This window comes from Acidisphaera sp. S103, assembly GCF_009765975.1.
GTDB lineage: Bacteria > Pseudomonadota > Alphaproteobacteria > Acetobacterales > Acetobacteraceae > Rhodopila.
This window is the reverse complement of sequence record NZ_LMUJ01000043.1, coordinates 18957-43703: the sequence shown is the minus strand read 5'-3', so window position 1 is coordinate 43703 and position 24747 is coordinate 18957. Positions and strand designations below refer to the sequence as shown.

The following is a 24747-nucleotide window of genomic DNA, read 5'->3' as shown; positions in this document are numbered from 1 at the left end:
ACGACTCACTCCGCCTGCGCCGCAAGGTCGCCGCTTGGGACGACGACTTCCTCGCAGGCCTCATCGCGCGGTAAACGACTTCACCCGATTCCCCTGAACGCATCTGCCTTCCAAAACATCGGTCGGCGTATCCTGGATCACCCACCCGGGCACGGCGTTCCACGGCGTAACGACACCAAACCGTCAAGCGGCCAGCTCAAGCCCGCCCACCCTCGATGGCGAAATCCCGTAGCCCAGACTACATTTTATACCAACGTCTACAACGCATTGGAATGAAAAGATATTTTGACTCACCGCCGCGATTTGGCTAACGCCGGGACATCCCCGGAGGCCTACGATGCACCAACAATCAGGGCTACGCCGGTTCGCGAGCCGGACCAGTCTCGCCGTCGCGGTGACCCTGGTCGCGGTAAAGCTGACCGCATGGGTGTTGACCGGTTCGGTCGCGTTGCTGGCTTCGGCGATCGACGCCCTCGTGGACACCGGAGCCAGCCTGGCCACCTATTATGGCGTGCGCTACGCCGAACGGCCGCCGGACGAGGACCATCGCTTCGGCCATGGCAAAGGCGAAGCGATCGCGGGCTTCACCCAGGCGACGTTTCTCGCCGGTGCCGCCGTGGTGCTGGCCTTTCAGTCCCTGCAACGGCTGTTCTTTCCACGCCCGACAGAATCGCTGCAGGTCGGTGCCTGGGTCATCGCCGGCAGCCTTGTGGCCGCCACCGCGCTTGTCACGATGCAGACATGGGTGGTGAAAAAGACCGGCTCAACAGCGATCGCCGCGGACCGAGCGCACTACATGACTGACATCGCGCTGAATGCCGGCGTGCTCCTGGCCCTCGGCGTGACCCGCTTCACCGGCTGGCAGCGTGCCGATCCGTCGTTCGCCCTGGCGATCTCCGGTTACATGCTGTGGAACGCCTATCACATCGCGACGCAGGCCCTGACCCAACTGCTGGACCGCGAACTTCCAACCGCCGACCGGCAGAAAATCACCAATGCCGTGCGTGCCTGCGCCGGTGTCCGGGATATCCACGACCTGCGGACGCGCTACGCCGGGGACCGTATTTTCGTCGAATTCCATCTGGAGGTCGATGAGCAACTGACCGTCAAGCAAGGCCACGCGATCGGCGACGTCGCCGAAACCGCTGTCGTCAATCTGCTGCCAGGCGTCGTGGAGGTAACTGCGCACCTCGAACCGTTCGGGATCGACGACGACCGCCTCGACGATCGCGTGATGGAGATAACGTAGAAAATCGCATCGCGGCCAGGAACCGAAGACGAGGCGGTTCGCCTCGCGCGGTCCCTCGACGCGCCCGCATGGCGGAACGGCGCGCCGGCTGGTAAACGCCCCGGCCATGACGACCAAGCGATCCGACCGCACCTCCCAGCTCCTCGGCCGCCTGTGGCGCGAGCACCTGATCCACCACAAGCCCCGCCTGGCCTTGGTTCTGGCGCTGACCCTGCTGATGGCCGGTGCCACGGCGCTGTACCCGGTCGTCATCAACCATGCCTTCGACATGTTCACCGACCACGACCGCCGGATCCTGTATCAAATCCCCGCCCTGGTCGTGCTGGTAACCGGCATCAAATCCGTGGCCCAATATTTCCAGAGCGTGCAGGTCCAGCAGGTCGTGCTGATGGTGATCCGGGAACTGCAAGGCCGCATGTTCACCCACCTGACCAGGGCCGACCTGGCCCGCCTGGAACGCGAGGCCCCCGCCCAGCTCGCCGCCCACTTCACCACCGATGCCGCGACGATCCGCGAGGCGCTGACCCGTTCGGTCAACGGCATAGCCGACGTGGTCACCGTGGTCGGCCTTGTCGGCAGCATGATCTATCTCAACTGGCTGCTGTCGCTGATCGCCGCGGCGATGTATCCGCTGGCGATCCTGCCGATCGAGCGCATCGGCCGGCGCGTCCGCAAGGCCTCTGGCGGGATGCAGGAACGTGTCGGCGAAACCGCCGCCCTGCTGAACGAAAGCTTCGCCCAGGCCCGCACCGTGCGCGCCTACCGCCTGGAAGCCAGCGAATCCAGACGAGCCGAGGCGGCCTTCCAATCCCTCTACAAGTCCCTGCTGCGGATGACCAAAAGCCGCTCCCGCGTCGAACCGGTGCTGGAGGTCCTGGGTGGTGCCGCCGTCGCCGCCGTCATCGGCTTCGAGGGCTGGCGCGCCGCCGTCAGCGACCACGCACTCGGCGATTTCACCGGCTTCGTCGCCGCCCTGCTGATCGCCGCCCGCCCGCTGCGCGCCCTGGGCTCGCTGAACGCTGCCCTGCAGGAGGGCCTGGCCGGGATGGTGCGCGTCTTCACCGTCATCGACGAACAGGCGACCATCGAGGACTCACCGAACGCCGTCCCACTGCCCGCCGGCCACGGCCACGTCATCTTCGACACGGTCGGCTTCGTCTATCCCGACGGCCGCACCGGCCTCGCTGGCCTGAGTTTCGAGGCCCAGCCCGGCACCACGGTCGCCCTCGTCGGCCCGTCCGGCGGCGGCAAATCCACCGCCCTGGCGCTGATCCCCCGTCTGCACGACGCCACCACCGGTGCGGTGCGCATCGATGACGCCGACGTGCGCACGGTCACTTTGGCCAGCTTGCGCGACAGCATCGCCTATGTCGGCCAGGACGCGCTGCTGTTCGACGACACGGTCGCCGCCAACATCGCCATGGGCCGTCCCGATGCCCCCCAAGCGGAAATCGAGGCCGCCGCCGAGGCCGCCGCCGCCGCCGGCTTCATCGCCGCGCTGCCGCTGGGTTACGACACGATCGTCGGTCCCGGCGGCCAGCGCCTGTCCGGCGGCCAACGCCAGCGTGTCGCCCTGGCCCGAGCCCTGCTGCGCAACCCACGCATCCTGCTGCTGGACGAAGCCACCAGTGCCCTCGACACCGAGAGCGAATCCGCCGTGCAGACCGCTTTGGCCACGCTGCGGAAAGGCCGCACCACCATCGTCATCGCCCACCGCCTGTCCACCGTGCGCGACGCCGACCTCGTCGTGGCAATGGCCGAGGGCCGCGCCCAGGAAAGCGGCACACACACGGACCTGATGGCTCGCAACGGCCTATACGCCCGCCTGGTCCGCAGCCAGAGCCTACTCGGCACCTGACCCCAGCCCCGCCATGCCCCGACCTGTTGCCCCGCCCCCCCGGCCTGAAGCCTCGTCATGGCCCCGGCCCGTTGATTCGTCACGGCCCGGCGAAGTCCGGGCCATCCGCCCCAGTAAGGCGCTGGATCAGATAGCCCGGACTTCGGCGGCCCAAGACAAGGCTGATGTGTCAACGGCCGCCGACATTAATGCGTTCCCGATCGAGTCATCGAATGAAGTATCGGCATGGTAAAAATCCCGCACATCACGGCCGCCTGCAAGAACAACCGATCGGCCGGTGCCGTTCCCGAAGTTGAAGATGACAACACCGACGACGATCCCCGAGGCTCGTTTGCCTTGCGGTCCACAACAGAAACCGCATCCAGCAACGATCCACCACAGTAGCCCCCAGGGGGCGAAACCCCTTCAGTAACATATAAAACAACCACCATAAACGATACCGAAACGGTCCGGAAAACCAGATCCACCCGAACCCCAGAGCAACCCCGGATGCAACCGCGTCCCTTGCACGATCCTCCCGGCAGCCTACCCTTCCGTCCAACAAAGCCAGGGGAATCGTATGCCGACCAGTCTTTCCGCACAGGCGGCCTCAACCGCCGCCACCCTTCGGCCGACCAACCGCCGCTTCCGCATCATGGGCCTGCTGTTCATCACCATCGTCATCAACTACCTCGACCGCAGCAACATCTCCATCGCCGCACCCAGCCTCACCGCCGAGTTCCACCTCGATCCCGTCCAACTCGGCCTCGTGTTCTCTGCCTTCAGTTGGACCTACACCACGTTCCAGCTTCCCGGCGGATGGCTGGTGGACCGCGTGCATCCCCGCGTCCTGTATCCGGTCGTCATCATGCTGTGGTCCCTGGCCACCCTGTCCCTGGGCCTCGCCAACGGCCTGGTGGCCCTGATCGCCCTCCGTATGGCGGTCGGCTTTTTCGAGGTCCCGACCTTCCTCATCAACAACCGCATCGCCACCACCTGGTTCGGCGAGAAAGAACGCGCCACCTGCATCGCCGTCTACACCGCCGCCGAATCCGTCGGCCTCGCCTTCCTCACCCCCATTCTGTTCTGGATCAAAACCGAATTCGGCTGGCCATCGATCTTCCTCGTTACCGGCATGCTCGGCCTGGGCTGGTCGTTCGCCTTCTCCCGAGTCTACCGCGACCCCGCCGACACCAAAGGCATCAACGCCGCCGAGATCCACCAGATCGCCGAAAGCGGAGGCATTCCGGATCTGTCCCAGCGCGTCGCCGACCGCCGCAAAGCCACCACGACAACCCCATGGCGAGACCTCAGGATCGTCCTCGGCCGCCGCAAACTATGGGGCATCTACTTCGGTCATTTCGTCTGGGGCACGGTCGGCACGTTCTTCTATTCCTGGTTCCCCACCTACCTGGTCACCTATCGCCACTTCACCTTCATTAAGGCCGGCTTCTACGTCTCCCTGCCATTCCTGGCGGTCTTCCTGGGGGTCCTCTGCTCCGGCGCCCTCTCCGACCTGCTGGTGCGCAAAGGCTTCAGCCTGACCTTCGCCCGCAAAGCCCCAATCATCGGCGGCCTTGTCTGCGCCACCAGCATTGTCGGCGCCAATTACGTCGACAGTGAACCCCTGATCATGCTGTTCCTGACCTTCGCGTTCTTTTGCAACGGCGTGGCCTCGATCCACTGGTCCCTGGTCTCCGCCACCGCCCCCGAACGCCTGATCGGCCTCACCAGCTCGGTTTTCAACTGCATGGGCGGCGTCGCCGGCATCATGTCGCCGATCGTCATCGGCTTCCTGCTGCGATCCGGCGACTTCCGCCTGCCCCTCATCTTCATCGCCGTGATCGAGGCGCTCGGCGTCTGCTCCTATATCTTCGTCGTCGGAAAACTGGAGCGCGTACGGGAATAGTCTCCGAACACCGGACGGCCAGCCGCTATTGTCACCCCATCGGTTCAATCCCATATTGGTTTTATATCAGATGCATGGAGGCGACGATGATTGGCTTGGCGTCTTACCTCGGATTTCTCGCGCTGCTGGCCGCGATCATGAGCGTAGCCCAGAACAGCGGTAAAGACCGCGCAACCGCGAACGTAACCGCTGCAATGCTGTCCGCACGGCTTCACTGACCGCTCGGGCTGCCGGCCGGTCACACCCTCAGCCATGACCGCTGCGATCAAGCGTCACTGAGTGCGGACCTCCGCAAACGCTGATTTATACCTAATTCGGGTATTCACCAACGGCCCGTAGCAAAGTCTGCGGCACCGCCGGCCGGTGCCCAAAAGCCGCGGAGAAAACAGGCATAGCCGACGTCTCAGGCGGCCCCCCAAAAGGAGTCGCTGCCCCAACACGGCAAAAATCCTTCCCTGTGCGCTCTGTGCCCGGATCGATATTTTCTGCGTTTAATCAAGAGAAAATCCCAGCGCGGGCGGTGCCCAATTCAGCCGCGATTCCAGTGTTCCTAAGATGACCTGGACTACAGGACCGCGACCGGGACAGGCGCGCCAATGCCAACCCCACCTTGGCATCAGAATATCTTCCCAAACCGGCATCCCGCCGAATTGCCATAAAATCTTCACATACCCGATACTGGCGCCGTCAAGCCCCACATGGCAGTTTCCGTATCGAAATTGGTGGTACTCTCCTACCGCCAAGACGACGCGCGTACGTTTCGAAACAAGCGATGAAAGACCCAAGAATATGAGCCTTCTCGCGGACACCGCCATGCCCGATACGACAGGGCATAAATCGGTTCAGGACTATATAGACGAACTGCCCGTTTGGTCCGACGGCACCACCCTCAAATCGTCGCCGATGACCGACATGCAGTGGCGTATCTGGTCGCTCGCCGCCGCGGGAAAATTCTTCGAGGGCTTCGTCGTCTTCATGACCGGCGTGGCGCTGCCGCTGATCGTCCGTGAATTCCACATCGGCGCGGCCGAGAAAGGCATCGTCAGCGCCGCCAGCCTCGCCGGTATCCTGTTCGGCGCCGTCCTCCTCGGTGGACTGTCCGACTACTTCGGCCGCAAGCGCATGTTCATCGCCGAGATGATCATCTTCTGTGCCTTTCTGGCACTTTTGCTTGTCTGCCAGAATTTCCTTTCCCTCGCCATCTGCCTCTTCGGTCTCGGTATGGCGCTCGGGTGCGACTATCCCACCGCCCATATGATCATCTCGGAGAGCATCCCCAGCCTGGCGCGCGGCAAGCTCGTCCTGGGTGCCTTCGCCTTCCAGGCGATCGGCGCCCTGTTCGGCACCGGCGTAGGCTGCCTGGTCCTGGTCCTGGTTCCCGACCTCAGCGCCTGGCGCTGGATGTTCGCCACCGCGCTGATCCCCGCCATCCTGGTGACCCTGGGACGGTTCTTCATCGTCGAGAGCCCCAACTGGCTGTCCGCCCGGGGTCAGCACGACAAAGCCGAGGCCGCCGTCACCAAGCTGCTGGTCCGCACACCGCAATACCCGTCGAACATCAGTCTGAAGCGCCACATCACCAACGCGGAGCAGGCTAAGCCGTCCTTCTGGGCCCTGTTCAACAGCCGCAACCTGCGTGCCACCATCTTCGCCTCGGTTCCCTGGTTCATCCAGGATCTCGGCACCTACGGCATCGGCATCTTCACCCCGACCATCCTGGCCGCGGCCCTGGGCGGCGGTTCGGATCACGTCCGCAGCGTCAGCGACCTGATCTCCGACGGCATCCTGGCCGCCAAGGGCGCCGCCCTGATCACCTTCCTGCTGATCGTCGGCATCGCCTTCGCGGTGGTGCTCGCCGACAAGCTGGGACGCATCAAGCTGCAGATCGGCGGCTTCATCGGCTGTGCCCTGGGGCTGCTGATCGCCTCCTTCTCGATCGACTTTGAAGGCAGCACCAAGATCGCCCTGATCTTCGCCGGCTTCATGATGTTCAACTTCATGACCAATATCGGACCGAACGCGCAGACCTACCTGCTGGCCGGTGAGGTGTTCCCGACCTCCGTTCGCGGCATGGGCGCCGGTTTCGCCGCCGCCTTCGCCAAGATCGGCGCGGTGGCGACGGCCTTCCTGTTCCCGATCCTGCTGGTCGCGATCGGCACGCGGGCGCTGCTCTACGGCCTGGTCGTGACCTCGGTCCTCGGCGCCATCGTGACCTGGATGTACCGGATCGAGACCACCGGTGTGAACCTCGATGAGATCGGCCGCTGATCAGGCGACGGATGCCGCCGGACCACCCGATCAATCCATGAATTAGGGAATGCACCCCATGATTCGTTATTCGCACCAACGCCGCCTGCGGGCAGGCCTGTTCGGCATGGCCGTTCTGGCCGCCGGCCTTCCGGCCATGCCGGCATCCGCCGCCGACACCGTGCTGAACGAAACCGGCTCGACACTGTTGTATCCGCTGTTCCAGCGTTGGGTTCCCGCCTACGCCGCCGTCAGGCCGGAGGTGAAGATCACGACCGCCGCCACCGGCTCCGGCGTGGGAATCCAGGCGGCCATCGCCGGCACCGCCCAGATCGGCACCTCCGACGCCTACATGTCGGATGAGGAAGCTGAACATAACCGCCAGATCATCAGTGTCCCGCTGGCGATCTCGGCACAGACGATCAACTACAACATCCCCGGCGCCGGCAGTACCGCGCTGAAGCTCGACGGGACGATCCTCGCCGGCATCTATTCGGGCCGGATCACGCAATGGGACGACGCGGCGATCGTGGCGCTGAACCCGAACGTGAAGCTGCCGCACCAGCAGATCGTGCCCATCCGTCGCGACGATGCCTCCGGCGACACCTTCGTGTTCACCCAGTTCCTCGATTTCGCCAACCAGAAATGGGAGGACAGCATCGGCTACGGCACCGCCGTCACCTGGCCCACGGTATCGGGCGAACGCGGCGCCAAAGGCAACGACGGCATGGTCAAGACCATCGCCGCCACGCCCTATTCGATCGGCTATGTCGGGATCAGCTTCCACGACGACGCCACCAAGGCTGGCCTCGGCACCGTGCTGCTGAAGAACCAAAGCGGCAAATTCGTCCTGCCATCGGCGGAAACGGTCAGCGCCGCGGCCGCGACGCTCGACCCCCGCACCCCCCCGGACGAGCGGCTGAGCCTGGTATATGCGCCCGGCGATCAGTCCTATCCGCTGGTCAATTACGAGTATGCGATGGTGTCGATCGATCAGCCCAACGCAGGCACCGCCGATGCCATCCGGAATTTCCTGCTGTGGTCGATCGCGGCTGACGGCGGCAACGCAGCGACCCATCTAGACGCCGTAGGCTTCATTCCGCTGCCGGATTTCATTCGCGCCCTGAGCGAGAAACAGATCAACCGGATCAAGTAGAGCCACCGGTAAACTCCGGCGCTTCCAGGCCAATTGGAAGCGCCGAGCAGACCAGTTTCTTCCTGCGGCTTATCCTGTGTTTAAACAAAACAATCAAGCGCACACAAAGTTCGCACAGAGTTTCACAGAGTATAATTCAGTCAATGAAAAACAAAATAGAGCCCGCCCAGCCAAATACGCGCTCTGTGTGACTCTGTGCAAACTCAGTGCAACTCTGTGTGCGCTTGATTACTTTGCGGTATTATGAACAAAGCGCCCCGCCCCATTTAACCCCGGGGACCTCGAATCACCACACAGAGCCAACGGCGCGGCATACCGAAAGAAGCCGCCCGCAAGGTCGGCTGGTCCACCGCCGATGCAACGACCTCTCGCGGACAAGACAATCAGCCACCGGCCTCCCGCTCACCCGCACGCCGAACCGCGCTGACGATCAGTAAAACGGCCAAGCCCACCGCAAACAAGACGCAGGCCACGACCGGCGGCAAATCAACCCGAGGCAATATCCAGCCCACTGCAAGCCAAATCACGATCGACAGCGCGAACAGCCCGTCATCGACGAACAACCCCCACACCTCTCGCACGACGGCACGCAACCCGTTCATCCGGCCATCCCTCCATGCGCCCGCCGTCCAACACACAAGCGTACGCCGATCATCGCAACCGCGAGATACAGCACGATCAGCCCGCCCAGCGACCAATCCGCCCCGAACCAGGCCAGCCCGGCACCCTCCCCGAACCAGAACGTGCCGAAAGCGGACAGCAGCACGCCGACCAGGAACTTCAACGTATTCTCAGGGACCCGAGACAGCGGGCGATGCACCACCGCACCGGCAATGATGACCAGCAACAGCGACGCCAGCGCACCAAGGCTGGCCGAACGGAGCAGCATCGCGTTTCCCGCACCAAGCCCCAGCACGATGAAGACCACCTCCGTGCCTTCCAGCATGGTGATCTGGAAACTCGTGGCAAACGCAACCGCGTCCCAGGCCACCGCCCGCGAGACCCCCGCCAATCGCCGCTGTTCCTTCTGAAACGCAAAGGCTTCATCGTGCAGCGGCAGCACGCCGGCCGCCCGCAGCATCGCCTTCCGCAACCAACGCAGTCCGAACAACAGCAAAAGCCCGCCCACGACAACCTGCAGCACCCCAAGCGGGATCGAGGCCAATGCCGGTCCCAGCGTCGCGACCAGACCCCCCAGCACCAGAACGGCCGCGCCGCCGCCCAGCAGTGCGTCGCGCCACCCTCGCATCGTCCCAACCGCGAGGATAACCGTCAAAGCCTCAACCGCTTCAACCAGGCAGGCCAGAAAGGCGGCAAGCGACGTTGGCCCCGCATGCATCCATGAACCCGGCAATGTCCCTCCTTGCCAACCGGCACTTGCCAATCAACGGTCGTAGCATATACTACATAATATAAATTATGGTAGCATACACTACACAATCAACGGTCACCCGCATGCGACGCCCGCATACCAGCAAACCCACCCGGCTCGACGACCGGCTTCACACCCCCGCAAGGCGCCTCGGCGGTGCCGGAGATCGCGTCGTCAGCTTCGTCCGGGAAAACCGCGAGATCGTCCTCGCCAGCTCCGCCGCCGAACTCGGCGCCCGCATCGGCACCTCCGACGCGACCGTCGTTCGCACCATCCAGGCCATGGGCTTTACCGGCCTCGCCGACCTGAAGGACGCCATCCTCGACTCGCTCGCTGCCTCGACCCCCGCGGACAACATGCGCCGCTCGCTGGCCGACCTGGCGCACAGTACCGGCCAGGCCCTGGACGATGTCCTGGAAATCCACGCCGAGGGCCTGGAGGTCATCAAATCGCCAACCTGCCGCACCCAGATCGCCGCATCCGTCCACGCGCTGGACGCAGCCGAACGGGTCGTCATCTTCGGCATCGGCCCCTCGGCGTCGCTTGCGGCCTACACCGCCACCATGCTGGCCCGCGGCGGCCGAACCACCCTGGCGCTCAACGCCACCGGTTCCATGCTCGCCGACCAGCTTCTCGGCCTGCGCAAAGGCGACGTGCTGCTGATCCTGGCCTACACAACCCTCTACGCCGAGGTGAAAGCCGTCTTCGCGCAGGCCAAAAGCCTGGCCCTGCCCACCGTCCTGCTGACCGAGGCCCCGGACACGCCGCTCGCGAAATACGCCAACCTGATCGTCGTCGTGCCAAGAGGCCGCCCCGGCGGCGTTGCCCTGCACGGCGCCACCCTGATGGCCCTGGAGGCGATCATCTTCTCGCTCGCCGCCGCCAGACCCGAAGCAGCGCTGACCTCGCTCGACCGCCTGGCCGCTCTGCGCCGAACCATCGCCGGCGGCCGCAATCCAGGAACCCCGGAGACACGCCGATGAGCACCCCACCGAACATCACCCTCGGCAAGGTTCCCGAGGTCACGTTCGGCTTCTGGTGCATCAAGATCCTCGCCACCACCCTGGGCGAAACCGGTGGAGACTCCGTCTCCATGTCCCTCAACCTCGGCTACGCGATCAGCAGCGCGATTTTCATCGCCATCGTCGTCGCCGCCGTCTTCGCCCAGGTCAGGGCGCGCGCATTCCACCGCTTCCTCTACTGGTTCGTCATCGTCGCCACCACGACCGCCGGCACCACCATGGCCGACTTCGCCGACCGCTCACTGGGGTTTGGCTACCCTGGCGGCGCATCGACGCTGTTCGTGCTGCTGATCGCCGCCCTTGGCACCTGGTACTGGGCCGAGGGCTCGATATCGGTGAACACCATCAACACCCCTCGCACCGAGATCTTCTACTGGGTCGCCATCCTGTTCTCCCAGACCCTGGGCACCGCCCTGGGCGACTGGATGGCCGACACCAACGGGCTGGGCTACGAAAACGGCGCCCTGGTCTTTGCCGCCGGCCTCGCTTTGGTCGCCGCCGCCTACTTCTTCACGACAATCTCACGCACAGCGCTGTTCTGGATCGCCTTCATTCTGACCCGTCCGCTGGGCGCTACATTGGGCGACCTGTTCGACAAACCCGTCGCCGACGGCGGCTTCGCCATAAACCGCTTCTACGCTTCGGCGATCCTCGCCGTGATCATCATCGCCTGCGTCCTGGTCATCCCACAACGAGCCGGCCGCCACCCCGGCGAGGCAACGTCCTAAGCCGGGCAAAAGAACGATTGAGGTTCAGGCCATTTCGGCCTGAGGGAGTTCATCTTTCGTTAACGCGCGTGGGGTAGGACATTGCGGCCCGTCAGGTATCGTTACGGATACCAAAGTAGGTTTTAAGCCGGATTAGCCGGATGAAGGTGGATACAAGGGGATGCGCGGTTGTGGGCGCCGGTCGACGAACGGATCATTGGGTGTGCTTTCGAGTTGCCAACGCGCTCGGTCGGCCCCTGCATCTGTTGATCAACTTCGGCCGGTCCAAAGTCGAAATCCGCCGCATTGCCGCCGGGCCTGATCACGAAAGCGATCCCCTTCATCCCCCCTTATCCGCTCATCCGCCTGAAAAACCTGCCTCGGCGTCCGTGATGACACCCGACGGGGCGCGAATGCCCTACCCCACGCGTGTTAACGAAAGATAACCCCCTCCGGCGGTCATGGCCTGAACCAGAATTGTTCTTTCGCTTTGCACCCGCTGATCCCACGAATGGTCGGGTGGATGTGAATCGACGGATCATCCAAAATCGCCCGCACAGCCGAAAGGGGGTCACTTTTCCCCTTGGTTCCGGCTCGTCCGGCTTAGGCTCCCCGGATAAATAAACGCTTCGGCGTTGGCACCCTCGCTCAATCCCGTCATGGCGGGTGAAGACCCGCCATCCACACCTTTCCCTGGATCAGCGTCGTGACCGGTGGCTGACGGCACGCGCCAACCGAACCGGTTATCTCGCCGCCAGCCCTTACGATAGCGGATGGTCCGGACTGACGCCGAGCCGTGACGAACCAAAAGCCTGTGTCAACGACAGCTCCCCTCATCTTAACGCATGACAATTCCACAGTATCGGCCTATAGACTACAATCACAGCCCATACGCGGGTTGAATAACCGGAAGGACGGGCAGCAACCGTCCCGGCTTCACTGGGTCGTCAAACGTCAGTACAGCGGCACTTTATGGTGCGGCCACGGCGGAACCGCGCATTATATAATTCGATAAAATAACGAAATCGACCAGGCGACAACCGTGCCTTCGCTGGTTCCGTGCTTTCGCACCGCCGCCCTGACTGCTTTCAGTCCGGGAGGACACCATCATGGCATCGACGGAAACCGCCGGTTATGAACTCGGGCGGAAGCTCGACAGCATCCCCTTCTCCGCCTACCACCTTTTACTGATCGTGGTGCTCGGCACCGTCGGCTTCGTCGAGGGCTACGATCTTGCACTCGGCGGCTCACTGATCGTACTGGCCAAGGACCCGCTGCATCTCACCCAAACCGACATACGGTGGCTCGTTGCCGCGCCAACCTTCCTGGTCGTCATCGGTGGCTTCACCGCCTCGGCGCTGTCCGACCGGCTCAGCCGCAAGACCGTCATGCAGATCGGCGTGATCGTCAGCACCTTGTTCACGCTGCTGATCCCGCTGGCGCAAACCCCCGCGCAACTGATCGCGCTGCGCCTTCTTACCGGCATCGGGCTGGGTTTCGCCATCCCGGCGCCCTTCCCCATCGCCGCCGAATTGATGCCGGCCCAGCACCGCCGCACCTATGGCGCGATTTATGAGGTCATGCTGGCCAGCGCCTTCACCCTGTTGCCATTCGTCGCCTTCCTGCTCGCCGGCAATCCGCAAGGCTTCCGGCTGATCGCCCTGCCGGGCGGCCTGGCCCTGGGGGTCGTACCCCTGCTCGTGCATTTCGCCATTCCGGAAAGCCCACGCTGGTACCTGCGAAAAGGCCAGCCGCAGGCCGCCGTCGATACGGTGAACCTGATGATCAAACGATGCGGCAGCCGCGTGCCGGCACTGACGGTCGGCGCCCTTGGCTCCCATCTCGCCTTGGGGCGTCAGGCATTGCCGCCGTTCATGGCATTATTCCGAGCCGGCCAACTCCGGTGGACCGTCGTCGGCATCCTCACCGGCGTCAGCGCCAGCACCGCCTATTACACCTGCGCGATCCTGCTTCCCAAGGCATTGGTCGACCAGGGCGGTGCCGTCGCCCTCAGCTTCGGCCTCAGTTCGGTGCTTTTCCTGGCGAGCATCCCCGGCAAGCTGTTCACCGGCTACCTGATGGAAATTATCGGCCGCCGCTGGACGATGACGTATTCGCTGGCCGGCTCGCTGCCCGGAATCGGCCTGATGGCGGCAGCCCATTGGGCCGGCTCGCTGGCCCCCGTCGTGTTCATCGCCGGCGGCTTGATCACCGGCTTTACAGTCCTGTCGGCGTTTCCATGCACGCGGGTCTATCTCTCCGAACAATTTCCCACCGCCCTGCGCGGACGAGGCCATTTCTTCGGGGAATCATCCGCCCGGCTGTTTGCGGGCGTGATGTTCCCGCTGTTCCTGGAACGCTACACCGCCTCGCCCGCGGTATTCTTCGGCACCCTGCTGGTCGTTGTCGCGATCGGCGCCTTCGTGCCTCTGCTGTTCGGTCGGGAAACGGTCGGTCAACTGGAGACCGTCACCAGCGACAGCGTTCATCTGGCGGCCTGACAGGCGGTCGCCGGATCGCGCGGTCGTCCGTAGCTCTCTTCTGGTCAACGCCGGATTCGCTGACGACATCGTTCTCCTTTGCGGATATCCTCTGCTGGCGGGTGGTCGTCCCAATCCTGGCCGCCAAACGGGCGGTTTAGACGCCTCCTGGAAGGGAGAGAGAAACGCGATGCCGAACGTAACCGAACTGGATCATCCGCTGCTGCGCCACAAGCTGGCCCTGCTGCGCGACAAGACCACCACCACCGGAATGTTCCGTCAGGTCGCGCGAGAGGTCAGCCTGCTGATGGCCTACGAAGTCACCCGCGACCTGAAGCTGGAACCGATCCAGATCGAAACCCCGCTGGAAACGATGCAGGCAGAGCATCTGGCCGGCAAGAAGCTCTGCATCGTCTCCATCCTCCGCGCCGGCAACGGCATCCTCGACGGCATGCTCGACCTCATCCCGTCTGCTCGAGTTGGCCATATCGGCCTGTATCGGGACCCGACGACGCTGCGACCAGTGGAGTACTACCTGAAGCTGCCAAACGATATAGCGGACCGGTTGGTGATCTTGGTCGATCCAATGCTGGCGACCGGCCACTCCGCGATGGCCGCTGCGTCCCGTCTGAAGCAGGCCGGGGTCAAGGCGATGAAATTCGTCTGCCTGCTGGCCGCACCCGAGGGCGTGGCGGCATTCACCGAGGCCCATCCCGACGTCCCGGTTTTCACCGGCGCGATCGACCGCCAACTGGACAGCCACGGCTATATCCGGCCCGGTCTGGGGGATGCGGGCGACCGGTTTTACGGCACGCGGTGACCCATCCAAAGCACCGCATAGCCCTTCAAAGAATCAAACACGAGGTCGATCGCGCCCCGCCAGAGCCCCGTAGAGGAAATTTCCACGCGAAAATTCCCCCAAACACCGCAAAATCCTTCTCTGCGCGCTCTGCGCTCCGCTCCGCGTGCTCTGCGTCAAAAAACAATCCCGAAACAAATACCACCCTATCCGTCAACTCACCATTAACCAGGCCCCCAGCCTGAAAACGCGATCCCCCGAACCCGGCGCAGACCACGCCCCTTATCTCAGCGCCCACAGGGACCAACCCAATGGGCAACGTCCGCATGATGCCGCATAAGGGGACGACAGGAGGAAACGAAATGCTCGAAGTGGACCGTCCGGCAGACATGAAGGCCTATATCGGCAAGGTCGTCGGCATCAGCGAATGGTTGCTGGTCAACCAGGCAACCATCGATACCTTCGCGGATGCGACCGGCGACCACCAATGGATCCATGTTGACGTGGAGCGTGCGAAGAAAGACATGCCGAACGGCAAGACGATCGCACACGGCTACCTAACTCTATCGCTGCTGCCCCGGTTGTCGTCCGGCATCTACCGTATTCGCCGCACGTCGCGAGGAATCAACTACGGGTCCAACAAGGTGCGCTTCACCGCGCCCGTTCCGTCGGGGTCACGGGTGCGGCTGCATCAGGTCCTGAAGGCGGTGGAGGACATCGCCGGCGGCGTGCGAATGACCTTCGACAGCACGGTGGAACTGGAAGGCAGCGACAAACCCGCTCTGGTCGCCGAAACGCTTGTCCTGGCGTTCGACTGAACGGATTCTGCCGGTTCACCGTCTTGAATCGGCCGCCAACACCAAGAACGGGGTAACCCCCAGCGTGTCTAATGCCGGAAGTGCCGCATCCCGGTGAACACCATCGCCAATCCCGCCGCATCCGCCGCCGCGATCACTTCCGCATCCCGGATTGACCCGCCCGGCTGGATCACCGCCGTCGCGCCCGCCGCGATCGCCGCTTCCAGCCCATCGGCGAACGGAAAGAACGCGTCCGACGCCACCACGCTGCCCTGGGTCAGCCGCTCCGGCAGCCCTGCCGCCTTCGCCGCCTCCTCGGCCTTCCAGGCCGCGATACGCGCCGAGTCCACCCGGTTCGGCTGGCCGCCGCCAACCCCCACCGTGGCGCCGTCCTTGACATAAACGATGGCGTTCGACTTCACATGCTTGCAGACCCGGAACGCGAACAGCAGATCCGCCAACTCCGCGTCCGTCGGCGCCCGCCGCGTCACCACCCGCACATCGCCCGCCCCAATCCGCCCGGCATCGCGAGTCTGTGCCAAAAACCCACCTGCCAGGCTGCGAAACGTCAATCCGCCGGAGGCCGGATCGGGCATTCCGCCGGTCAGCAGCACCCGCAGGTTCTTCTTCCGCCCCAACACGGCCTTCGCCGCGTCGTCGGCATCGGGAGCGATGATGACTTCGGTGAAAATCGCCGCGATCTTCTCGGCCGCCGCCGCGTCCAGCGTCCGGTTGACCGCGACGATCCCGCCGTACGGCGACACCGGATCGCACCGGAACGCCGCATCCCACGCATCCGCCAACCGAACCGCGGACGCCACGCCGCAGGGGTTGGCATGCTTGATGATCGCGATCGTCGGCGCATCGAATTCGGCCACGCATTCGAACGCCGCATCGGTGTCGTTCAAATTGTTGTAAGACAGTTCCTTGCCCTGCACCTGAACCGCCGTGGCCACGCCGAATCGCCCGCCGCACCCATAGAACGCCGCCGCCTGGTGCGGATTCTCGCCATAGCGCAGCGTTTGCCGCAGCTCTCCCGACAACGTCAGCCGCTTCGGAAACACCTCCCCGCGCTGCTGGGCGAACCACGCCCCGATCGCCGCGTCATACGCCGCCGTACGAGCATAAGCCTGCCCCGCCAGCCGCCGCCGCAACAGCAATGACGTGCCGCCGGACGCAGCCAGCGCCTCCAATACTTCATCGTATTGATCCGGATCGGTCAGCACGGTGACGAAATCGTGGTTTTTCGCCGCCGCTCGGATCAGCGCCGGGCCGCCGATGTCGATGTTCTCGACGCAGTCGTCATACGCGGCACCTTTCGCGACAGTCGCCTCGAACGGGTACAGATTGACGGCCACCAGGTCGATCGGCGCGATCCCATGCGTCCGCATCTGCTCCATGTGTTCCGGCACGTCCCGCCGTCCCAGGATGCCGCCATGGATTTGCGGCACCAGCGTCTTCACCCGCCCATCCATGATCTCGGGGAATCCGGTGTGATCGGAAACCTCCTTCACCGGCACGCCCGCATCACGCAGCGCCTTCGCCGACCCGCCGGTGGACAGGATTTCCACCCCACGCGCTGCCAGCGCTCGGGCAAACGGCACCAGCCCGGCCTTGTCGGAGACGGAGATCAGCGCCCGTCGGATAGGAACGATGTCGGTCATGGCGGCGGAATCCCGTTATGCTGCAAGTGCGGCGGATAAACCTACAGCCCAAGCAGGTCCAGCGTCCGAACCAGGACTTTCGCCTCGTCATAGCAGTCCAGCGCCCGCTGCCGCCCTGCCTGCCCCATGCGGACCCGCAGATCGGGATCACGCACCAGCCGGCCCAACGCCGAACCCAACGCCGCCGCGTCCCCCGCCGGCACCGACAACCCGGTCACCCCGTCCACCACCTGCTCCGCCGGACCGCGCACGTCGGTGGCCACGACGGGCAGGCCGGTCAGCATCGCTTCGATCACCGACATCGGCAGCCCCTCGAACCGGCTGGGCAAGGTGAAGATGTCGGCAGCAGCCAGCAGCGCCGGAATATCGGTGCGATACCCCAGCATGCGCAGGCGGTAGCCGAGGCCGGCAGATCGCAACACGGCGGCCATGTCCGCGCCGCGGTCGCTCTCCAGCCTGTCCCCGACCACCCACAAATCCGCCCCCGGCACCGCCCGCATCGCGGCCGCCAACTCGGGGTAACCCTTGTGCCAGACCAGCCGGGACACCGCGATGACCACCACCCGGTCGTTCGGCACGCCCAACTCGTCCCTGATCTGCGCCCGCGCGACAAGGTCCGGCCGAAACACCGCCGGATCGCGCCCGTTGCGAACCGCCTCGGCGTGGGGCGCGATGTGCAGCCGGCGCGCGTCCCGGGCCTCGGCTTCCGAGACGGTCAGGAACACGTCGGTCACCCGGGCGGCGATCCACTCCATGACGAACGACAGGCCACGCCGGGGCAAAGAGGACGACGCATGGTTGAACAGGAAGCCATGGCACGTATAGGCGACCTTCGGCACGCCGGCGACATGGGCGGCCAGGCGCGCCAGGAAGCCGCTGATCGGCATGTGCGCATGCACCAGGTCGGGTTTTTCGGCACGCAGGATCGCCACCAGCGACCGGAACGCCCTGAGATGCGCCAACGGCGACATCCGCCGGACGAACGGAATAGCGATGACGCGGAACCCGTCATCCCGGACGTCCGCCAATAGAGGCCCCTCGGCACAGGCACCCACGACCTCGTGCCCGCGCGACCGCATGGCGCGCATCAGCGGCAGCAGAAAATGCCGCAGGGAGAAATCGACGTTGGTGATTTCGATGATTTTCATCGGTGCATGACGGGCGGAAGATCGAAACAGGCCAGGGCTCTGCCCTGGACCCGCCAAGGGACGACGTCCCTTGGAACCCACTCATTAAGGGTTGGGGGGAGGCCTCCCTCTTCCCCCAACGCAAAATAAATGGATTTCAAAGGCCCCGCCTTTGATGGGCTTGGGCCGCGAAGCGGACCAAGGGGGCAAAGCCCCCGCCTTGCTTCCACCGCCATCACCCGGCGCGTTCGACCTTGCTCAGCGCCCATTTGATGTGCTGCGGCCCGTCCGCAAACCCCGTCAGCACGATCTGCTCGCCGCGCCGCGGTTCGGCGCCCCCCAGGTAGATCGTCTCTTCCAGGTTCAACCGCGCCCCATCCGCGCGCAACCGCCAGAACATGCCGGATTTCAGCCGCAGAAGCACCGCCGCGCCATCCTGCTGAGCGCTCGCCTGCACATCCGGATGTAGATGGAAGCGCAACGTGAACGGCTGCGGTTCCCGGGCCTCGATCATGTCTTCGCCGCGCACGTCCTCGCCGCTCTCGGCCATATACAACCGCCGACGATGCACCGCGCCGAACGTCTTCTGCCAGCCGTCATGCGACACATCCAGCCAATGCGCACCGGCGGCCTCCTGCCGGTTCACCTCAACCGTCGTGGGACGCCGGCCCAACCCCTCCGGCTTCAGCTCACTGCTGTTCAGGTCGCCAATCACAAGCGTCGAGTGCGCGGCGGTCGCCCGCGCCGCATCATGCCACTCCGGCGGCCCGGCCAGGAACGCGCCGCAATTGACGATCAGCCGGTCGCGCCCGACCGACAGCTCCATCGACAACGTCCCGGCATGCGCCAGCCGATCCAACCCCGGAGGCGCCGGCACGCCGCAATCGACGATCAGCACGCTGCGCCCGGCCTGCATCCGGTGAAACCCGCCATCGGTCAGCGCCGAGGGACCACGTCCCCCCCGCCCCGCCTGCGTCAGCACCAGATCGACCAGCGTGCTGGTTTCTTCCCGGCTGCCGTTGAACAGCGCCAGTCCACCGTCGCCGTGCCGCATCATGCGCAACGCCGGCGCCATGCGCTCGATCGCGTGCCCCAGCACCGGCGGCGGCTGCGTCTGCGAGGTTTGCAACAGCGCCCTGATCTCCGTCAGGTCCTGCAACGCGGACAATTGCGCCGCCGGGCTGCGTTCGGCGTGGCACCCATCCGGCAGGATCTGCCGGCTGATCTCCTGCGGCAAAAACCGCAGCGCTCGGGTCAGAAACCCGGCATGTTCCCGCAGCGCGACGGCGGCGGCGACCAGCCCCTTCATCGCCGTCAACGCGCGGGCGTCGAGTTCCTCGGCCGGCAAGGCAGCGGACAGCCCGCGAGCGTCGGACACCAGCCGGCTCATCAACCGCTGGCGGAACGCGTCGTCGGCGGTGGCGGCGAAGAAATCGTAATGCCCGAGCCAGGCAGTAATCCGGGCACCGACGACGTCCGGGCGATGCGCGACGGCGTCGGAGGGCGGACTGGCGATCCATTCGGAGACCAGCGCCCGCGCCCGCAGCCGCGCCGCATCGGTACCCAGGGCACGCAGGTCGCGCAACCAGGAGAAACCATGCGCGCCGGACCGCATGACGGCGGAGCCGCCAATCTGGTGCCAGCCGCCCTGCTTCAGCGGCTGCACCGCGCCGCCGATTTCCAACTCGCCCTTGATCAGTTGCGCCCCGCGCGTGGGGTCGCCCGGCCAGGGATCGCGAACCGACAAGGCCGGCGCATCCGGCACCCGCCCCATCCGCAAACTGGGCAGCCGAGCGATGGCCCGTCTGGCGTCGCGCAGCCAGCGGCGCGGGGTGGGGGCGTTCACGGCCCGGCCCGCAATGCGGCGATGGCCTGCGCATAGTCGGGCGCATGGAAAACGGCGGTACCGGCGATCAGCGTGTCGGCCCCGGCGGCGATCACACCGGGCGCGGTCGTAGTGGTGATGCCGCCGTCGACCGCCAGCGCGATCGGATGGTCCGCGGCGTCGATCAGCCGCCGCAATTGCGCGATCTTGGGCAACTGGCTGGGCAGGAAGGACTGGCCGCCGAATCCAGGGTTCACCGACATAACCAGTATGATGTCTATTAAATCGAGCGCCCACGCAACGGCATCCGGCGACGTGGCCGGATTCAGCACGACTCCCGCCTTTTTCCCGGCCTTGCGGATGTGCTGGAGCGACCGGTGCAAATGCGGACCCGCCTCCGGATGCAGGCTGATGTGATCGGCACCGGCGTCGATGAACGCGTCCAGGTAGGGGTCCACCGGAGCGATCATCAAATGAACGTCGAACGGCAGCTTGGTGTGCTTGCGCAGCGCGGCAAGCACGGTCGGCCCGAAACTGATGTTGGGCACGAAATGCCCGTCCATGATATCGAGATGCAGCCAGTCGGCGCCGGCCGCCTCGATCGCGGCGACTTCCTCCTTCAACCGGCCGAAATCGGCGGCGAGCAGGCTTGGGGCGATGGTGATGTGCCGAGACTCAGGTACTGCCATGAGATGTTTCTAGCCACCGGGGGCGATTTCATACAAGGCGGCAATGTAGTTTTGGCGCACGCCCCACTTTTTGTGCCAACCGCCTAATGATGCTTCTGCAGCGTTCGGGCATAGCTTTCCAGCACGGCGTTCATCCGCGTCTGGTAGCCCTTGCCTTGCGCCTTATAGGCTTCCAACACCGATTTCTTGACCCGCAGTGTGACCGACTGCGTGCGGTCCGGTTCCACCAACCTTGCGTTCTGCCAGAAGGCGTCATCCAACTCCGGCATATCGCTGAAATCGATGTCCCGATCGGTTGTGGCCGCGATCTCCGCGGCAGTCATTGGCTTACCGTATGGCTTCTTCATAGCGTCTCCTTTCGCGTTCCGAGGCAGGCCGCGCCGAGATAATTCTTACATTTCTCCCCCGGCCGGTGTGAACGACGGTCAGAACAGCGATGCCATCGATCATGCCGATGCTGACCTCCCGTGTTTCACCGTAATCCTTGCGCTGGTCCCGTACGGTCAGAACGGGTCCATCGAAAATCCGCTGCGCCAACGAGAAGCTGACGCCGTGTTTGGCGATGTTGATTGCGTTCTTGGTTTCGTCCCATTCGTACATGGAAGCTTAGGTTACTACAATTTGTATGAACATACAAGTTTCCCCCCGACGACTTTTCCTCCGCCTCGATATCACGGGGCGGGTGTCAGCATGATCCCGTTCCGCCTCCAACAATTCGAGGGCCTCGCGAAACCGGTCTTCAGTAACGACCCGAACGAATTTTCGGCCCCGACAGAACCTGGGCGATACAGCCCCCGCCACCAAACCCCCTTGACGCTGCCCCTCCGGTACGCCATCTCCCGTCCAATCAGGACTGTGGTAGTCCGGATAACCGTAACACTCAGAAACCAAGGGTTCGCACGCCATGCTCAGGCTGTCGAAGCTGACAGACTATGCCGTCGTGGTGCTGGTCCGCCTCTCCGGGATGGAGGGTGTGCAGACCTCACCCGGCATCGCCGCCGCGACTGGCATTCCCGAACCAACCGTCGCCAAGGTGCTGAAAACACTCGCCGCTGGAGACCTCGTGTGCTCACAGCGCGGCGCCAAGGGCGGCTACCGGCTGAACCGCGACCTGTCCGCCATCCCGATCGCCGACGTCATCGCCGCCATCGACGGCCCCATCGCCCTGACCGCCTGCGTCGAGGGCTCCTCGACCGGCTGTGAATCCCAGGGTCTCTGCCCGATGCGCGGCCGCTGGGACCCGGTGAACGATGCTATCCACAAGGCGTTGTCGGGGATCACCCTCGCCGACATGCAACGGGGGCTGCTACCGGCATTCCGAGTGCCGGTGCATCAGGCCGCCCTCCAGCCCGCCGCCCAATAGGATTATTCATGGCCGCTGTTACCGAAACGCTCGATACCGTCCAGTCCGTCACGCAGTCCGGCTACAAATGGGGCTTCGAGACATCGATCGAGATGGATTTCGCCCCCAAGGGCCTGAACGAGGACATCATCCGCCTGATCTCCGCCCGCAAGGAGGAGCCCGAGTGGATGCTGGAATGGCGCCTGAAAGCCTATGCCGCCTGGCTGAAGATGGAAGAACCCCAGTGGGCGCGCGTCGACCACCCGCCGATCGACTACCAGGACCTGCACTATTACGCCGCCCCGAAAAAGAAAGCCGGCCCAAAGAGCCTTGATGAAGTCGATCCCGAACTCCTGAAAATGTACGAGAAACTCGGCATTCCCCTGAAGGAGCGTGCGATCCTCGCCGGCGTCGACCCCGATACCGTGGAAAACACCCAGATCGCCGTGGATGCTGTTTTCGACAGCGTGTCCGTCGCCACCACCTTCCAGACGACCCTGCGCAAGGCCGGCGTGATCTTCTGCCCGATCAGCGAAGCCGTGCGCGAGCACCCCGATCTGGTGAAACAATACCTCGGCACCGTCGTGCCCACCGGCGACAATTTCTTCGCCGCCCTGAACAGTGCCGTCTTCACCGATGGCAGCTTCGTCTTCATTCCCAAGGGCGTTCGCTGCCCGATGGAGCTATCCACCTATTTTCGCATCAACGCCCGCAACACCGGCCAGTTCGAGCGCACCCTCATCATCGCCGAGGCCGGCAGCCACGTCAGCTACCTGGAGGGCTGCACCGCCCCACAGCGTGACGAGAACCAACTGCACGCCGCCGTCGTCGAACTCGTTGCCATGGACGACGCCCAGATCAAATATTCCACCGTGCAGAACTGGTATCCCGGCGATTCCAACGGCAAGGGCGGCATCTACAACTTCGTCACCAAGCGCGGCGCTTGCCGAGGCGCCCGCTCGAAAATCTCCTGGACCCAGGTCGAAACCGGCTCCGCCATTACCTGGAAGTATCCCTCCTGCGTGCTGCACGGCGAGGACAGTGTCGGTGAATTCTACTCCGTCGCCGTCACCAACAATCACCAGCAAGCCGATACCGGCACGAAGATGATCCATATCGGCAAGGGATCGAGCAGCACCATCATCTCCAAGGGCATCAGCGCCGGGCATTCGAACAACACCTATCGCGGCCTCGTCCGCATGCTGCCGAGCGCATCCAACGCCCGCAACTTCACCCAGTGCGACAGCCTGCTGATCGGCGACCAGTGCGGCGCCCACACAGTGCCTTATATCGAAAGCCGCAACCTGACGGCCAAAGTGGAACACGAGGCAACCACCTCGAAAATCGCCGACGACCAGTTGTTCTATTGCCGTCAGCGCGGGCTGTCGGAGGAAGACGCCGTCAGCCTGATCGTCAACGGCTTCTGCAAGGACGTCTTGAAGCAACTGCCAATGGAGTTCGCCGTGGAGGCGCAAAAACTCCTGGCGGTATCACTCGAAGGATCAGTGGGATAATTTGATGCTGGATATTCGCGGCCTCGCCGCCTCCATTTACGACAAGCCCATCCTGAACGGGATCGACCTGACCGTGCCGCCAGGCGAGGTTCACGCCGTCATGGGCCCGAACGGCGCCGGCAAATCGACTCTGGGCTACGTGCTGTCCGGCCGCGAGGACTACGAAGTCACCGCTGGAACCGTCACCTTCAACGGCACCGACCTGCTGGCGATGGAACCCGAACAGCGCGCCGCCGCCGGCGTGTTCCTCGCCTTCCAGGCGCCGATCGAGCTGCCCGGCGTCAACAACGCGAACTTCCTGCGCACCGCCCTGAACGCGATCCGCCGCGCCCACAGCGAACCCGAACTGGATGCGGTGCAGTTCCTGAAACTCGCGCGTGCCGAAACAAAACGCCTTGCGATGCCCGACGACATGCTGAAGCGCAACGTCAATGTCGGCTTCTCCGGCGGCGAGAAAAAACGCAACGAAGTGCTGCAGATGGCCATCCTGCGCCCCAAGCTGGCAATCCTGGATGAAACCGACAGCGGCCTCGACATCGACGCCTTGAAGATCGTCGCCGAAGGCGTCAACGCCCAGCGCCGGCCCGACTTCTCCGCCCTGGTCATCACCCACCACCAGCGGCTGCTGGACTACCTGGTCCCCAATCGCGTCCACGTGCTGCTGAACGGCCGCATCGTCCGCTCCGGCGGCCCGGAACTCGCCAAGGAACTGGAAAAGAGCGGCTATGCCAACCTGATCGCGGAGGCCGCGTGACCACCGGCGCCCCCGCCTTCCTCGCCCGCTACGAAGCAGCGCTCGGGCGTCTCCCCGGCGACTCCGCCCTGCGAGCCGCCGCCGCCGCCGCCTTCCGCACAGCCGGCCTGCCCGGCGGCACCCAACAACGCCGCACCGAGGCCTGGAAATTCACCAGTCTCCGCCCCGTCGCCGAAACCCCATTCCGCCAGGAAGCCGCGCCAAGGCATGAAGCCGAAACCATCCTGGCCAGCCTCCCCCTGCTAGACGCCCCCCGC

23 protein-coding genes and 1 pseudogene are annotated in these 24747 nt (G+C 64.4%); 15 read left to right on the top strand and 9 right to left on the bottom strand.

The features are described from left to right. The first annotated feature begins 337 nt into the window (after window positions 1-337). The 6 genes from GSQ89_RS12065 (at window position 338) to pstS (ending at window position 8398) form a co-directional block, all read left to right on the top strand. Window positions 338-1249, top strand: a complete 912-nt coding sequence (locus tag GSQ89_RS12065; RefSeq protein WP_158925383.1) for a cation diffusion facilitator family transporter — start codon at window positions 338-340, stop codon at window positions 1247-1249. A 106-nt stretch (window positions 1250-1355) separates the two neighbouring features. Further along, on the top strand, window positions 1356-3107 hold the full coding sequence (locus tag GSQ89_RS12060) for an ABC transporter ATP-binding protein (protein ID WP_158925381.1): 1752 nt from the start codon (window positions 1356-1358) through the stop codon (window positions 3105-3107). 225 nt (window positions 3108-3332) lie between these two features. Further along, on the top strand, window positions 3333-3491 hold the full coding sequence (locus GSQ89_RS12055; RefSeq protein WP_158925379.1) for a hypothetical protein: 159 nt from the start codon (window positions 3333-3335) through the stop codon (window positions 3489-3491). A gap of 175 nt (window positions 3492-3666) precedes the next feature. After that, complete coding sequence (locus tag GSQ89_RS12050) at window positions 3667-4995, top strand: MFS transporter (protein ID WP_158925377.1); 1329 nt, start codon at window positions 3667-3669, stop codon at window positions 4993-4995. A 789-nt stretch (window positions 4996-5784) separates the two neighbouring features. Next, the gene (locus GSQ89_RS12045) at window positions 5785-7263 is read left to right on the top strand and encodes an MFS transporter (RefSeq protein ID WP_216856128.1); all 1479 of its coding nucleotides are present in this window, start codon (window positions 5785-5787) and stop codon (window positions 7261-7263) included. Window positions 7264-7321: 58 nt separating this feature from the next. Then, window positions 7322-8398: a phosphate ABC transporter substrate-binding protein PstS gene (pstS, locus tag GSQ89_RS12040; RefSeq protein WP_174254853.1), complete on the top strand. Its 1077-nt coding sequence runs from the start codon at window positions 7322-7324 to the stop codon at window positions 8396-8398. 383 nt (window positions 8399-8781) lie between these two features. Here the strand turns inward: pstS and GSQ89_RS12035 are convergent, their stop codons facing one another. Beyond that, window positions 8782-9000, bottom strand: a complete 219-nt coding sequence (locus GSQ89_RS12035; protein WP_158925373.1) for a hypothetical protein — start codon at window positions 8998-9000, stop codon at window positions 8782-8784. After that, window positions 8997-9752, bottom strand: coding sequence for a COG4280 domain-containing protein (locus GSQ89_RS12030; protein WP_216856127.1), 756 nt, complete (start codon window positions 9750-9752; stop codon window positions 8997-8999). The genes GSQ89_RS12035 and GSQ89_RS12030 overlap by 4 nt, the downstream gene beginning before the upstream one ends. 101 nt (window positions 9753-9853) lie before the next feature. On the opposite strand from GSQ89_RS12030, the gene GSQ89_RS12025 reads away from it, so the two are divergent. Together GSQ89_RS12025 and GSQ89_RS12020 are read left to right on the top strand one after the other, a co-directional pair. Beyond that, window positions 9854-10753 carry a MurR/RpiR family transcriptional regulator gene (locus tag GSQ89_RS12025; protein ID WP_158925371.1) on the top strand — a complete coding sequence of 300 codons (900 nt, stop codon included), beginning with the start codon at window positions 9854-9856 and terminating at the stop codon, window positions 10751-10753. Then, a complete protein-coding gene (locus tag GSQ89_RS12020) occupies window positions 10750-11520 on the top strand; it encodes a hypothetical protein (protein ID WP_158925369.1) in 771 nt (256 codons plus the stop codon). Before GSQ89_RS12025 ends, GSQ89_RS12020 begins: the two co-directional genes overlap by 4 nt. A gap of 122 nt (window positions 11521-11642) precedes the next feature. On the opposite strand, the gene GSQ89_RS12015 is transcribed toward GSQ89_RS12020, so the two are convergent. Continuing rightward, window positions 11643-11843, bottom strand: coding sequence for a hypothetical protein (locus GSQ89_RS12015; RefSeq protein WP_158925367.1), 201 nt, complete (start codon window positions 11841-11843; stop codon window positions 11643-11645). Between the two features lie 765 nt (window positions 11844-12608). Between GSQ89_RS12015 and GSQ89_RS12010 the strand changes: the two genes are divergently transcribed. From GSQ89_RS12010 to GSQ89_RS12000, 3 genes are all read left to right on the top strand, one after another. Continuing rightward, entirely contained in the window at window positions 12609-14000 is a 1392-nt protein-coding gene (locus tag GSQ89_RS12010; RefSeq protein ID WP_158925365.1) for an MFS transporter, read from the top strand. Window positions 14001-14169: 169 nt separating this feature from the next. After that, complete coding sequence (upp, locus tag GSQ89_RS12005) at window positions 14170-14799, top strand: uracil phosphoribosyltransferase (RefSeq protein WP_158925363.1); 630 nt, start codon at window positions 14170-14172, stop codon at window positions 14797-14799. A 341-nt stretch (window positions 14800-15140) separates the two neighbouring features. Continuing rightward, window positions 15141-15596 carry a MaoC family dehydratase gene (locus GSQ89_RS12000; protein ID WP_216856126.1) on the top strand — a complete coding sequence of 152 codons (456 nt, stop codon included), beginning with the start codon at window positions 15141-15143 and terminating at the stop codon, window positions 15594-15596. A 68-nt stretch (window positions 15597-15664) separates the two neighbouring features. Here GSQ89_RS12000 and purH read toward each other — a convergent pair whose 3' ends face one another. From purH to GSQ89_RS11970, 6 genes are all read right to left on the bottom strand, one after another. Next, a complete protein-coding gene (gene purH, locus GSQ89_RS11995; protein ID WP_158925361.1) occupies window positions 15665-17239 on the bottom strand; it encodes a bifunctional phosphoribosylaminoimidazolecarboxamide formyltransferase/IMP cyclohydrolase in 1575 nt (524 codons plus the stop codon). A gap of 41 nt (window positions 17240-17280) precedes the next feature. Beyond that, the gene (locus GSQ89_RS11990; protein ID WP_158925359.1) at window positions 17281-18387 is read right to left on the bottom strand and encodes a glycosyltransferase family 4 protein; all 1107 of its coding nucleotides are present in this window, start codon (window positions 18385-18387) and stop codon (window positions 17281-17283) included. 214 nt (window positions 18388-18601) lie between these two features. After that, the gene (locus tag GSQ89_RS11985) at window positions 18602-20212 is read right to left on the bottom strand and encodes a heparinase II/III family protein (RefSeq protein WP_371734245.1); all 1611 of its coding nucleotides are present in this window, start codon (window positions 20210-20212) and stop codon (window positions 18602-18604) included. Then, entirely contained in the window at window positions 20209-20880 is a 672-nt protein-coding gene (gene rpe / locus GSQ89_RS11980) for a ribulose-phosphate 3-epimerase (protein ID WP_158925357.1), read from the bottom strand. Before rpe ends, GSQ89_RS11985 begins: the two co-directional genes overlap by 4 nt. 83 nt (window positions 20881-20963) lie before the next feature. Next, on the bottom strand, window positions 20964-21227 hold the full coding sequence (locus GSQ89_RS11975) for a BrnA antitoxin family protein (protein WP_158925354.1): 264 nt from the start codon (window positions 21225-21227) through the stop codon (window positions 20964-20966). Further along, window positions 21208-21480, bottom strand: coding sequence for a BrnT family toxin (locus GSQ89_RS11970; protein ID WP_158925352.1), 273 nt, complete (start codon window positions 21478-21480; stop codon window positions 21208-21210). Before GSQ89_RS11970 ends, GSQ89_RS11975 begins: the two co-directional genes overlap by 20 nt. Window positions 21481-21784: 304 nt before the next feature. Here GSQ89_RS11970 and GSQ89_RS11965 point away from each other — a divergent pair, with 304 nt between their 5' ends. The 4 genes and pseudogenes from GSQ89_RS11965 to GSQ89_RS11950 form a co-directional block, all read left to right on the top strand. Further along, entirely contained in the window at window positions 21785-22243 is a 459-nt protein-coding gene (locus GSQ89_RS11965) for an SUF system Fe-S cluster assembly regulator (protein WP_158925350.1), read from the top strand. An 8-nt stretch (window positions 22244-22251) separates the two neighbouring features. Next, entirely contained in the window at window positions 22252-23736 is a 1485-nt protein-coding gene (sufB, locus tag GSQ89_RS11960) for a Fe-S cluster assembly protein SufB (RefSeq protein ID WP_158925348.1), read from the top strand. Between the two features lie 4 nt (window positions 23737-23740). After that, a complete protein-coding gene (gene sufC, locus GSQ89_RS11955) occupies window positions 23741-24490 on the top strand; it encodes a Fe-S cluster assembly ATPase SufC (protein WP_158925346.1) in 750 nt (249 codons plus the stop codon). Further along, window positions 24487-24747, top strand: a pseudogene (locus GSQ89_RS11950) (hypothetical protein); the annotation flags it as partial. The gene sufC and the pseudogene GSQ89_RS11950, both read left to right, overlap by 4 nt.